Source organism: Achromobacter sp. LC458, from assembly GCF_001005835.2.
Classification (GTDB): Bacteria; Pseudomonadota; Gammaproteobacteria; order Burkholderiales; family Burkholderiaceae_B; genus Achromobacter; species Achromobacter spanius_B.
Window position 1 is genome coordinate 40,775 of sequence record NZ_LBHW02000041.1, and the last position, 13,015, is coordinate 53,789.

The window sequence follows — 13,015 nt, forward strand, 5'->3', positions numbered from 1 at the left end:
GCCTCAATGCAATTGGGCGGTGAATGCGCCCTCGGCCCAATGCAGATGCGCGCCGCCAATGGACTCGCCCGTGGCCAGCCGCCGCAGCACGGCTAATGACAGCGGCGGCAGCAGTTCGCCGTCGATGCTGGCGTCGAGCAGGCGCGCACCGTTTTCGTGGCGGATGCAGCGTCCGCGCAACTCGTCGCGGGCGCTTGCCGTAATGTCCAGGGTGGCGTCGTAGCGGGCGGCAAACTGCACGCGCAGGCGCTCAAGGCGGCTATGGATGATCTGGTCGAGCACGTCTTCGCCCAGGTACTGGTAGGGAACCAGCTGCATCCGCGCAAGCAGAGCGGGCTTGAAGAAGGCGCCCAAGCGGGCGCGCAAGGCGTCTTCGGACAGGTCGGCAAGCTGCCCGTCCTGTTGGTCGAAGCCCAGGTTCGAAGTCAGGAAGAACAACACGTTCTTGCAGTCGATCTGGCGGCCTTCGCCGTCGGCAAGCTCGCCTTTGTCGAAGGCCTGGTAGAACAGGCTCATGACTTCGGGGTGGGCCTTTTCCACTTCGTCCAGCAGCACAATGGAATAGGGCTGACGCCGGATGGCTTCGGTCAACACGCCGCCTTCGCCGTACCCGACATAGCCGGGCGGGGCGCCCAGCAGCCGCGACACGGTGTGCCGTTCCTGGAATTCCGACATGTTGATCGTCGTCAGGAACTGCCTGCCGCCAAAGAGCGCGTCGGCCAGCGCCAGCGCCGTTTCGGTCTTGCCCACCCCGCTGGGGCCGGCCAGCAGAAACGCGCCCAAGGGCGTGCCGGGCCGGCGCAGGTCGGCCATGGCGGTCAACAGGTGCTTGTGGATGCGGTCGATGGCCGCGTCCTGGCCCTTGATGCGCGCGCGCAGAACGTCGGGCAATTGCGTCAGCCGTTCCATCTGGCCACGGCTGATGATGGTGGCGGGGATGCCGGTCCAGTCGGCGATGACTTGTGCGATCTGTTCGTGGCCGACGTCGGCGTGCAGCAGCGCGCCATCGCGTTGCAGGTGGTGAAGTTCAGCGACAGTGGCGGCCAGCACGTCGCCATCGCCCGAGCCGTCGCCATCCGCGACCAGGGTATCCGCGACCGCGTCTTGCGACGGCAGCGCGGCGCGCAGGCCCAGGATCTTATCCACCAGTGCCTGTTGGCGCTCCCATGCCTGTTGCAGCGCCACCATGCGCTCGGTCACGGCCACGCCATCCGTTTCAAGCTGGGCAATGCGACGCGGGTCGGGCGCGCGGCCCGCGCGCGCATCGCGCCGCAACTGGGCCAGTTCCGCCGTGATCTGCATCTGCTCGTGCTCCAGCGCGGTCAAGCGGCGAGGGGGCTCGGCCAGCGCGGTCGCAACGCGTGCGCTGGCGGTGTCCAGCACATCGATGGCCTTGTCGGGAAGTTGACGGCCGGACAGGTAACGCGCGGACAGGCTGACGGCGGCCCGCAAGGCGTCATCGCCGATGTAGACGCGATGCGCCTGTTCGTAGGTCGCCCGCAAGCCGCGAAGAATATGCACCGCTTGTTCCTGGGTGGGCTCTTCCAGCTTCACCAGCTGAAAGCGACGCGTCAGCGCGGGGTCTTTTTCAAAGTACTTTTTGTATTCCGACCATGTGGTGGCGGCGATGGTGCGTAGCTCGCCGCGCGCCAGGGCGGGCTTGAGCAGGTTGGCGGCATCGCTGCCGCCGGCCACATTACCCGCGCCGATCAGCGTATGGGCTTCGTCAATGAACAGGACGATGCGGCCCGCCGACGCCTTGACTTGGTCAATGACGCTTTTCAAGCGCTTTTCGAATTCGCCCTTGACCGACGCGCCTGCCTGCAACGCGCCCAGGTCCAGGCCCCACAGCGCAACGTGACGCAATGGTTCGGGCACACGCTGCTGCACGATGCGCAGCGCCAGCCCTTCCACCACCGCGCTTTTGCCCACGCCCGCGTCGCCCACCACGATGGGGTTGTTCTTGCGACGCCGCGAAAGGATGTCGATCATCAAGTCGATTTCGGCATCGCGGCACAGCACCGGGTCAACCGTGCCCGCGCGGGCCTGCGCGGTGAAGTCGTGCCCGTATCTGGCAAGGGCCGTGTCGTCGCCATCGATCGGCGTGGCAGGCGCGTCCGCCCCGGGACCGGGCGATTCCGCCGACTGCGCGAACAGTGTGTTGAACGCTTTGCGCAGCGCTTCGCGGTTGACGTGTTCGAACAGGGTGATGGCGGCCAATGGCAGGTAGCGCCCGGGGTTCAGCAGCGCGGCTAGCGCCAGACTGCCGCCGCGCAGCTTGACCTGTGCAAGTTCAAGCGACGCCAGCAGCCAGGCCTCTTGCAGCCATTCAATCAGCAGCGGAGAAAAGCTGGGGTATTGGCCCGGCGCGGCCTCGTGATAAGGGTTGCCGCCGGCCAGCGCCTGCCGCACGGAATCGGCGTCAAGGCCGGCGTGCTGGATCAGCACGCGCATGTCGGACAGCGGCTGATCCACCAGCTTGGTCAGCACATGCGCAACGGTGATTTCGGCGCAATGCTGGCTGATGCATAGGCTGGCGGCTTCTTCGACCGCCTGGCGGCAGATGGGGTTCAAGCGATCGATGAGGGAAGAGAGATCAATTCTGATCATGACTCACACACTTTCGAACAAAGAAGTAATCCGCAACGACACCATGGCGCGGTTTTTATTTCCATAGGAGGAATCAGAAAGACATAAATATCGCGGTTACTACTAAGTCGAAAAGCCCACGTTCGAGAATGTTCCGGCGTTTTCTTATTCGTCCTATTGCGACTTCGTATCCCACGCTCTTAGCATCCCAGCACTACTTATCGCGGTAGCCCCGAGTGGTTTGTCTTATTCACAACAGGAGCTTTCATGTCGAAGAAATCGGTCTCCGTCGCCCCGCCGGAACGGATCAACATCAAGTACGTGCCCGCCACCGGCGACCAGCAAGCCGAAGTGGAATTGCCGTTGAAGATGCTGATCACCGGCGACTTCAAAGGCCACGGTGAAGAGACGGCGTTGGAAGAGCGCCAGGCCGTTCGCATCGACAAGGACAACTTTGACGACGTGATGGGCGAAGCCGGCCTGGCCCTGACGATGCAGGTGCCTTCGCGCTTGGGCGAGGCCGGGCAGGAAGACGACACGCTGAACGTGTCGCTGAACTTCAAGCGCATGAAGGACTTCGCGCCTGACGCCATCGCCCGGCAGGTGCCCGAGCTGAACAAGCTGCTGGACCTGCGCGAAGCGTTGGTGGCGCTTAAGGGCCCGCTGGGCAACGTGCCGGCGTTTCGCAAACAGTTGCAGACGCTGTTGGCCGATGACAAGGCGCGCACGGCGCTGGCCAAGGAACTGAACCTTGTGTTGGACAAGCCGGCCGCGTAAGCCGCCCTTGCTGTCGCAATGCCAAACCGCAATCAAAGGATATGAGCATGAAGGCCCAAGCCGCCGCCAAGTTGGAAGATAAGCCGTCGATCGGGTTGCTGGAGCAGATCATGGCCCAGACCCGCATCGAACCCAGTCACGAAGGCTATGCCGTGGCCGAGCGCGGGGTTGCCGCGTTCATCTCGGAAATTCTACGAACGCAAGAACCGCAACAACAGGTCAACAAGCAGCTGGTCGACCAGATGATTGCGCAGATCGATCGCAAGCTGGGTCTGCAAATGGACGCGATCCTGCACCAGGCGCCGTTGCAAGAGCTGGAGTCGGCCTGGCGCGGCCTGAAGCTGCTGGTGGACCGCACCGATTTTCGCGAGAACATCAAGATCGAAGTCCTGCACGTCACCAAAGACGAAATGCTGGAAGACTTTGAAAGCGCCGGCGACATCACGCGCAGCGGCCTGTACAAGCAGGTCTACACGGCAGGTTACGGGCAGTTCGGCGGCGAGCCGGTGGCCACCATCGTCAGCAACTACACGTTCGGCCCGTCGTCGCCCGACATCAAGCTGCTTGCCTATGTGGCTTCCGTTGGCGCCATGTCGCACGCCCCGTTCCTGGCCGCGGCCGGGGCAGAGTTCCTGAACATCAAGAGCTTCCAGGAACTGCCCAACCTGAAGGAAGTGCGAGACATCTTCGAAGGCCCGCGCTTTACCAAGTGGCGCGGCCTGCGCGAATCCGAAGACGCGCGCTACCTGGGCCTGACGATGCCGCGCTTCCTGCTGCGCCAACCGTACGACCCGCTGGAAAATCCCGTCAACAGTTTCAACTACCGCGAAACCATCGACGGGGCTCACGAGAACTACTTGTGGGGCAACACGTCGTACCTGCTGGCCAGCCGCATCACCGACAGCTTTGCCAAGTACCGCTGGTGCCCCAACATCATCGGCCCCTTGTCGGGCGGCGCGGTGGACGACCTGCCGGTGCACCTGTACGAATCGCTGGGTCAGTTGCAGGCCAAGATCCCCACCGAAGTGCTGATCTCGGACCGCAAGGAATTTGAGCTTGCCGAAGAGGGCTTCATCGCGCTGACGATGCGCAAGGACAGCGACAACGCCGCGTTCTTCTCGGCCAACTCGGTGCAAAAACCCAAGCTGTTCCAAAAGACGCCGGAAGGCCAGGCCGCGCAGACCAACTTCAAGCTGGGCACGCAACTGCCGTACATGTTCATCGTCAACCGCCTGGCGCACTACATCAAGGTGTTGCAGCGCGAGCAGATCGGCAGCTGGAAAGAACGCCAGGATCTGGAGCGCGAACTGAACACGTGGCTGCGGCAGTACATCGCCGACCAGGAAAGCCCGTCCGCCGATGTGCGCAGCCGTCGCCCGCTGCGCGCCGCCAAGGTCATGGTGCAGGACATCGATGGCAATCCCGGTTGGTACCAGGTGTCGCTGGCGGTGCGTCCGCACTTCAAGTACATGGGCGCCAACTTCGAGCTGTCGCTGGTTGGCAGGCTGGACAAGGAATAAAGGGGCAGGCGGATGCCCAGGTCGCGGGGGCAGGGCAGTTTGTTCGAACGGCTGGTGCCGGACGCCCAGCCCCGGCGCACCCGTTCCCGGCAGGAGCTGGCCGCCGAACGCATCCACGCCATCAAACGCCACCTGGAACGCATCCTCAATAGCCGCCGGGGCTGCTCGATGAGCAGCCCCGAGCTGGGGCTGCATGATTTCAACGACGCCGCGATGGGCAGCGCCGACTTGCTCGCGCACGTCAGCCAGGACATCCGCGCGTCGGTTCTGGCTTTTGAACCGCGTATCAAGGTCCTGCACGTGCATTCGCGGCCGGACCCTGCCCAACCCCTTAGTTTGAACTTCAGGCTGGAATGCCTGGTACCGGTCATGAACCACGAAGAACAAGTGGAGATCGATCTGGTGATTCACCATCAGGACCGGTACGCCCGGGTTGTTTGAGCGCGGTGCCACGGAGGCGGGACGACATGCCGTTGCGAGGAAAATTTCGCGAAGAGATCGATTACCTGCGGCGGCTTGGACGCGAGTTCGCGCGTGACAACCCACAGCTGTCGCAGTTTTTGGGGGACGAGGCCGCCGACCCTGACGTGGAACGGCTGCTAGAGGGCTTTGCGTTCCTGACGGCCAAGCTGCGCCTGAAGATCGAAGACGACCTACCGGAACTTACCCATTCGCTGCTGCAACTGCTTTGGCCGAATTACCTGCGGCCCTTGCCCAGCGCGACCATCATGCGGTTCACCCCGGTCGAACGCGCGATCACGACGCGGCAGGTGATTCCGAAGGGCACGCGCGTGCTGTCGCGGCCGGTCGATGGCACCCGTTGCCAGTTTCGTACCAGCACGGACGTGGTGATCTATCCGCTGGAAATCGTCGAGGTCAGCGATGCGCATACGCGCGAGAAATCCATCATGCGCGTCGATCTGGCGCCGCTGGCGGGAAACGCCATCGATACCTTCGACTGCGACAAACTGGATTTTCACCTGTCGGGCGACGACACCACCGCCATGACGCTGTACCTGTGGCTGTCTTGCTACCTGGGCGAAATCCGCCTGGAAGCAGGGGGGCAGACGCGCACGCTCTCGCCCCGGCAGGTCACGTTTCCCGGTTTTGCGCCCGAAGAATCGCTGCTGCCGTATCCCAGGAATGTCTTCGATGGGTATCGCATCCTTCAGGAATATTTCATTTTTCCGCGTCGCTTCCTTTTCTTCAGCCTGAATGCGCTGCGCTCGTTGTGGCCCGAGGCCACGACCGAACGCGTGCGGCTGGAATTCCATTTCACGCGGCCCATGCCCGCCGACATCCGGCTACGCATCGGTGATCTGGCCTTGTATTGCGCGCCCGCGGTGAATCTGTTCGAGCAGGATGCCGAGCCGATCAACCTGAATGGGCGCGCGGTGGACCAGCGACTGTTGCCCGGCGGCCACCGCGCCGACGCATGCGAAATATTCAGCATCGACGAAGTTACTGGCTGGCAGAGAGTCGCCGAAGGCAAGCGCGGCCGCTACCTGCGCACCTTTCATCCGTTTGAATCGCTGCAACACGAAATCGAACACGCACGCGGCCGCCACGCGCTGTACTACCGCAGCCGCATCGAAAACGCCATCGGCGAGCAGGGCGTCGCGCATCGCATTGCGTTTATCCGTGGCGACGAAACCGACTACATCGACGAAGACGAAACCGTCTCGCTGGCGCTGACGTGCACCAATCGAGACTTGCCGCTGGCATTGGGCGTGGGCGATATCTGCGTGCAGACGCAGACGACGCCCACGTTCGCCACCTACAGCAACATCGTGCGCCCGACCGCGCCGTACCGGCCGGTATTGGACGGCGCGTTGCAGTGGACGCTGATTTCAAACCTGTCGCTGAATTATCTGTCGCTGCTGTCCACCGAACCGCTGAAGGCTGTCTTGCGTGCCTATGACTTCGCGGCCTTGCATGACATCCAGCATGCGCGCGCCGGCAGCAAGCGGCTGGACGGAATCGGCGACGCCGTCACGCAACCCACCGACCTGCTCATGAAGGGCTTGCCGATACGGGGCCTGAAGACGCGGCTCAAGCTGGATCCCGCCGCGTTTCTCTGCGAGGGCGATCTGTATCTGTTCGGCACGGTGTTAAGCCACTTCTTTGCGTTGTACGCCAGCATCAATTCCTTCCACCTGCTGGAAGCCGCCAACACCGGTAACAACGAGCACTACGAATGGCCGATGCAAACAGGAAGACAACCGCTGATCTAGCGGACCATTTGCTGGCCGATGCGAAGAACTACGACTTCTTCCGGTTGCTGGAGCAACTGCACGGCCTGCATGACGATGATCTGGAGTCCCGGGATAGCCACGAGCCCGAGCGCCAGCGTGTGCGCCTGAGCAGCTACGCGGGGCTGGGGTTTCCGGCATCGGACGTGGCGTTGGCCGAACGCATGCCTGCCGGCGCGCGCGCCGACTACCACGTGCAGGCAACGTTCTTCGGCCTGCACGGGCCGGACTCCCCGTTGCCCGGCCACTACCTGGACCGGCTGGCCTACGAGTACGGCCAAGGCGTGGGCATCCGCCCGGCGTTTCTGGATTTTTTCAACCATCGGTTGTTGACGCTGCTGCATCAGGCGTGGCGCAAATACCGCTACTACGTCAGGTTCCGGCGGGAAGCGCGGGATCGGTTTTCCCGCTATGTGTTTGCCATGGTGGGCCTGGGCGACGTCGAACTGCGCGGCGCCACGCCTATCCCCTGGAGCCGGCTGTTGAGTTTTGCCGGCGTTATCGCCAGCCGCAGCCGCTCACCGCAGGTGGTGTCGGGCATCGTCGCGCATTGCTTTGACCTGAAGCACGTGGGCGTGCGCGAGTTCGAGCAGCGCTACATGCATGTGGCGGACAGCCAGCGCTTGCGGCTTGGACGCCGCAACGGGGTGCTGGGCGACAGCTTCGTGGTGGGCGGGCGGGTGCGCACGCGCTACAGCAAGTTCTCCATTGTGATCGGCGATCTGGATCAGGCGCGGTTCCGGGAATTCCTGCCCAGCGGCGAGAACTTTGAACGGCTGCGCAAGCTGATCGACTTCCTGTTGCGCGACCCCGCCGCCTATGACCTGGAGCTGGGCTTGCGGCATGACCAGGTGCCGCCCTTCAACCTGGGACGCGACACCGGCGCCCACCTGGGCTGGACCAGCTTTGTCCAGCACACGGCGGCGCGCCGACCATTCACCGTTCGTATCAAGGCCCGTCTATGACCGCTACCGCAACCTCGCTCACGGCGTTGGCGCTTGTTGTCGCCAACCCCGGATCCCTGATTCACGGCAGCAAGCCGCGTCACAGTTTTGACGCCGCCGGCGGCACGATAGGGGGACGTGGCGCCGATTGGACGCTGCCCGACAAGAGCGGACGCGTCGACCCGATTCACAGCGAAATCGTCTATCGCGATGCCGCCTTTTGCGTCGTGGACCGCAGCGGCCAGACGCGCGTGAATGATGCAGACGCGCCGCTGGGCAAGATGGTCGCCGCCAAGCTGCGTGACGGCGACGTCCTGCACATAGGGCCGTACCACATCACCGTGCACCTGAATCATCCGCACCAGGAATTGCTGGACCCGGCGCGGCACCTGGCGCAGTACGGGGTAGCCGAGATCCTGGAAGGCGAGTCCAGCGGCCATGACGACTTGCCCGCCGGTTCCTACGTGTTTGAACAAGACGCCGCGCCAGCGCCTGTGGACGCGGACTTTCTGGCGCTGAGCACACCGTTTGACGCGCGTGCCGACAGCGACCCCTTGCGGGCGCTGGATGCCGCCGAGCGCGCCGCCGCGTCGCCTCCCGTGGTGATGGAACCGTGGGATGTGCGCCGCGGCGGCTCGGCCGCGCCGACCCAGGCAGACCTTGCCACCACGCGATTCGAAGCCGTGACGGGGTCGCCCGTGACCGGCTCTCCCTTGCCATTTCCCGGAGAAGTTTCCATGCCGAAGTCCCTGCATAAACCATCGCCCCAACCGTATCGCCTGAACAACCGGCAGGCCATGGTGGGCGATCCGACCGAGGCCGCCGAGCTGTTGATGCAAGGGCTGGAGGTGCCGCTGGGGCCGCTGGACGCGCAGGCCGGACAAGCGCTGTTGCACGAGGCCGGGCAGGCGCTTAATGCCGCCATTCGCGGCATCGCCCGGGTCTACGCTGAGCAACCGGACGCCGCGCAGCCACGGCGGCTGTTGGGCCGCAGCCTGCAACCGATTGAAGACAACCCCTTGCGACTGGGCCTGAGCTATCCCGACACGGTGCGCGCCATGTTCGCCACCGATCGCAGCGTGGTGCACCTGTCGCCCAAGGCGGCGGTCGACGAAAGCCTGGCGCAGTTGCACGCGCACCACGGCGCGGTCACGCTGGCGATCCAGGCCGGGTTGGACGCGGTATTGCGCAGCCTGGCGCCGGCGCTGCTGCTGCAACGCTTCAACCGTTACCGCCCCGACCAGGCATCGGATGCGGGCGGCGGCGATGGCTGGGCGTGGGGCATGTACACGCACTACTACGACGAGCTGGCATCCACACGCCAACGCGGCTTTGAAAAACTGTTCTGGGACGTGTTCGAGCAGGCGTACGACCGGGTGTTGCGGGCGGAGGCCGAATGAAGCGGCTTGTTGTCGTTGTCTTGCTGTCCACGCTGTTGACTGCCTGCGGCACGGTGGGCGATGTGCTGTCCAAGACGGGGCAGATTCTGATGGACCCGTCCATTCCGATCGGGCCACCCGATGAACAGCCCTCGCTGGTGGGCCTGAGCCTGTACGCCGCCGCCGACGTCAACCCCAACCCCGCCAGCATGCCGGACGACAGCGCCGATACCGGGCCGGACCCCGCGTCCAACCGTGAGGAAGGGCCGCTTGAGGTCAAGCTGAAAAGCGGCGACCGCCAGGAGCTGATCGAAAGCCTGCGCAGCCTGCTTGAGGAACTGGAAGAGGGGCGCCCGTCCTTGCACCCCCTGCGGCGCGTGGATACCGGGTCGTCCAAGTTGTGGCGTGATCCGGCCGAGGTGGCGCAGGGGACGGAGGTGGCGGACGTGGCGGACGCGCAGGGCGTGGAGGGTGTGGCAAGCCATGCACCGCCCAAGTCCGTGCCTGCGTCCGGTCCGTCGACGGGCGCCGTCGTCACGCGCGACCTGACGGTGCCGCCGGGCATTTCGGCGCACTACCTGCCGGGGCGGCAATTTGGTTCCGGGCGGCACGTGCTGGAGCAGGGCTTTTCAGGCGTGCCCTTGCCGCTGGGCGGTGGCTTGGCCAGCGCGCCGGCTACCGAAGCGCCCGGCGCGATGGCGCTGATGGGGGGCGCGGGCGACCTGGGTTCCGGCACGGGCGGTGACACGGGCGCGGGTTCGGGTACCGGCACAGGCCTGGGCCTTGGGCTGGGCCAGTACAGCCGAGGGCCCAGCCTGCCACCGGCCGATCCCGCCCCGCCGCCGCGCGGCGCCGCGACCCCCATCGCCTTCAGGGTGCTGCAACTGAAAGACGATTCGCTGCTGCTGAACGCGGACCCGGAGCAACTGGCCAAAGATTTGAAAAAGGCGCTGGGCAGCACCTATATCAGCCAGGACGACTATGTGTTGCAGCCGGGCCAGTTCAAATTCATCGACTTTGCCCGCATCGATAAAGACACCCGCTACGTCGCCATCGTGGCCGACTTCCACGATCAGAACGGCGCGGTATGGAAGCAAGCTTTCCGACTGGAACCCAATGGCCGCCGCTACGCGCTGTTGATGACGTTGCACGGCAACCGCGTCGGCATTGTCGATGAGAGCTTTCGCGCGTCGCAACCGAGATCCCAACCATGACTACACGCAACCCCGTCATCTGGAACGAAGGGCTGTTCGTCAAGCCCCAGCACTTTCAGCAGCAGGCCCGCGCCCTGGAACACCACGCGAACCAACGCATCGGCGGGGTCAGCGAACACCTTTATGGGTTGAGCGAACTGGAGCTGAACCAGGAATACCTGAGCTTCGGCAAAATCGCCATCGTGCGGGCCCGAGGCGTGATGCCGGACGGCACGGTGTTCGATATCCCCAACGACCAGCCGCCGCCCGTGCCGCTGGCCATCACCGATACGTCGTCCGTCAACCAGACCGTCTACCTGACCCTGCCGCTGCGTTCGGACGGGGTGCTGGAAGTGCAATGGCCGGACACCTATGCCAAGGCACGCTACGTGACGCGCAGCGAAGAGGTGCGCGACACGCACAGCCAGGAAGGCGATTACGTGTCGATGGACCTGGCCGCGCCCAACCTTCAGCTGACGCTTGAACGCGAGGACCGCAGCGCGTTCACGGGCGTGGCGCTGTGCCGATTGCTGGATCGGCGCCCGGACGGCAGCCTGCTGTTGGACGATGCGTTCTACCCCACCGGCATGTCGCTGAACGCCATTCCGCCGCTCAAGCGTTACCTGGGCGAGATCGCCGGCCTGATGCGCGAACGCGCCAAGAACATTGCCGAACGCATCGGCTCGCCGGGGCAGGCGGGCGTGGCGGACGTCACCGATTTCAACCTGCTGCTGGTGTTGAACCGGCTGCATCCCTGGTTTTTGCACCTGTCCCGCTTGCGCCATGTGCACCCCGAACAGCTGTACATCGCGTTCAGCCAGGCGTGTGGCGAGCTGGTCACCTTTACCGACGAAGGGCGCTTGCCGCAAGAGTTTCCGGCCTATCAGCACGACGACCCCCGACTATCGTTCCGGATGCTGGAAGACACGCTGCGACGCGCGCTAAGCACGGTGTTGCAGCCGCGCGCCGTCTCGCTGCCGATTGAGCGCCAGCAATATGGCGTGCTGACCGCCGCCGTGCATGACCGCGCGCTGTATGCGGACGCCGACTTCATCCTGGCGGTGCGCGCGCGCATGCCGCTGGACCGGTTGCGCCAGCAGTTCATGCAGCAGACCAAGGTGGCGTCGATGGAAAAGCTGGGCGAACTGGTCAGCTTGCAACTGCCGGGCATCCCCTTGCAGCCGTTGCCGGTCGCGCCGCGCCATTTGCCGTTCCACGCGGGCTTCACGTATTTCCAGTTCGACCGCAGCCATCCTTCCTGGCAGATGCTTCGGGATACCGCGGGTTTCGGCCTGCACATCGCCGGCGACTACCCCGAGATGGAATTGCAACTGTGGGCCATCAGGAGCCAATGACATGACGACCCCCGCCACCACCGAGCGTCCCAGCGGCAAGTTCCTGCGCACATCCGCCACGCCCGAAATCAATGACAAAGCGCGCATCGGCTACGACACCATCGGCCATATCGACCGCGACGAAGACCTGGGCTTTCAGCTGCGCGGCCACGGCTACAACCCCTTGGTGGACGGCGCGCTGCCGCTGTTCGGCCTGGTGATCCGCCTGCGCAAACTAAGCGAATACGACGACATCCAAGACCTCTACGCCACCGTACGCGACCAGATATCCGCGCTGGACGAAGAAATCCGCCAGCATGGCTACGACGGCGCCACGCAGCTGGCGTACCGCTATGCGCTGTGCACCTTTATCGACGAAGCCGTGATGGGCACGCCCTGGGGCGCGCATTCATCATGGGCGGAACGCTCGCTGCTAAGCGTGAACCACAGCGAGACCTGGGGCGGCGAGAAATTCTTCACGGTCCTTTCGCGCATGATGATGGACCCCGCGCGCTATCGCGACGTGCTGGAATTCAAGTACCTATGCCTGTGCCTGGGCTTCAAAGGCAAGTATGGCTTGCAGCACAACCAGAACGAGGCACTGCAAACCATCATCGTCAAGCTGCACCGCGCCTTGCGCGAACTGCGCGGCGAAACCCCGGAAGCCCTGACAGACGCCAGCACCAACATCGCATCCCGCCGCTATCGCGTCGGCCGCCAATGGCCCTGGTGGACGCCCTGGCTCAGCGCCGCGCTACTGCTGGCCGCCCTATACGCCGCATTTGCGCTCAGCCTGGGCAGCACCACCGACATCGTGCTGCATTCGCTGGACGGGATCTTGAAGAACTAGGCTGATGAGCGCGGGCGCGCGCGTAGGGCCGGCCAATTTGCACGCGCCAACGCCGCCATCGTGGCGGCCGCGCTGGCGGCGGGCAGCGAAATTCTTTACACCGAAGACATGCAGACCACGATGTCGATCGACGATCGGCTGACGCTGATCAACCCGTTTGTGCAACAGCGTTCACGG

10 protein-coding genes are annotated in these 13,015 nt (G+C 64.3%); 9 read left to right on the top strand and 1 reads right to left on the bottom strand.

Annotation, left to right across the window (positions count from 1 at the left end):
- Positions 1-3 precede the first annotated feature (3 nt).
- A complete protein-coding gene (tssH, locus tag YH64_RS25045; protein ID WP_046806995.1) occupies positions 4-2,610 on the bottom strand; it encodes a type VI secretion system ATPase TssH in 2,607 nt (868 codons plus the stop codon).
- 246 nt (positions 2,611-2,856) lie between these two features.
- Here tssH and tssB point away from each other — a divergent pair, with 246 nt between their 5' ends.
- From tssB to icmH, 9 genes are read left to right on the top strand one after another with little or no spacing between them, the layout of a single operon-like run.
- Positions 2,857-3,366 carry a type VI secretion system contractile sheath small subunit gene (tssB, locus tag YH64_RS25050; protein ID WP_046806996.1) on the top strand — a complete coding sequence of 170 codons (510 nt, stop codon included), beginning with the start codon at positions 2,857-2,859 and terminating at the stop codon, positions 3,364-3,366.
- Positions 3,367-3,413: 47 nt separating this feature from the next.
- Positions 3,414-4,886: a type VI secretion system contractile sheath large subunit gene (tssC, locus tag YH64_RS25055; RefSeq protein WP_255444736.1), complete on the top strand. Its 1,473-nt coding sequence runs from the start codon at positions 3,414-3,416 to the stop codon at positions 4,884-4,886.
- Between the two features lie 12 nt (positions 4,887-4,898).
- Complete coding sequence (tssE, locus tag YH64_RS25060; protein ID WP_046806998.1) at positions 4,899-5,327, top strand: type VI secretion system baseplate subunit TssE; 429 nt, start codon at positions 4,899-4,901, stop codon at positions 5,325-5,327.
- Positions 5,328-5,353: 26 nt separating this feature from the next.
- On the top strand, positions 5,354-7,120 hold the full coding sequence (gene tssF, locus YH64_RS25065) for a type VI secretion system baseplate subunit TssF (RefSeq protein ID WP_046806999.1): 1,767 nt from the start codon (positions 5,354-5,356) through the stop codon (positions 7,118-7,120).
- Positions 7,084-8,103, top strand: a complete 1,020-nt coding sequence (gene tssG, locus YH64_RS25070) for a type VI secretion system baseplate subunit TssG (RefSeq protein ID WP_046807007.1) — start codon at positions 7,084-7,086, stop codon at positions 8,101-8,103. The genes tssF and tssG overlap by 37 nt, the downstream gene beginning before the upstream one ends.
- On the top strand, positions 8,100-9,482 hold the full coding sequence (gene tagH / locus YH64_RS25075) for a type VI secretion system-associated FHA domain protein TagH (protein ID WP_046807000.1): 1,383 nt from the start codon (positions 8,100-8,102) through the stop codon (positions 9,480-9,482). The genes tssG and tagH overlap by 4 nt, the downstream gene beginning before the upstream one ends.
- Positions 9,479-10,675: a type VI secretion system lipoprotein TssJ gene (gene tssJ, locus YH64_RS25080; protein ID WP_052946100.1), complete on the top strand. Its 1,197-nt coding sequence runs from the start codon at positions 9,479-9,481 to the stop codon at positions 10,673-10,675. The genes tagH and tssJ overlap by 4 nt, the downstream gene beginning before the upstream one ends.
- Positions 10,672-12,009 carry a type VI secretion system baseplate subunit TssK gene (gene tssK, locus YH64_RS25085; protein ID WP_046807001.1) on the top strand — a complete coding sequence of 446 codons (1,338 nt, stop codon included), beginning with the start codon at positions 10,672-10,674 and terminating at the stop codon, positions 12,007-12,009. The genes tssJ and tssK overlap by 4 nt, the downstream gene beginning before the upstream one ends.
- A gap of 1 nt (position 12,010) precedes the next feature.
- Positions 12,011-12,838 (top strand): type IVB secretion system protein IcmH/DotU, encoded by an 828-nt coding sequence (gene icmH, locus YH64_RS25090; protein WP_082134626.1) that lies wholly within the window; start codon positions 12,011-12,013, stop codon positions 12,836-12,838.
- Positions 12,839-13,015 lie beyond the last annotated feature (177 nt).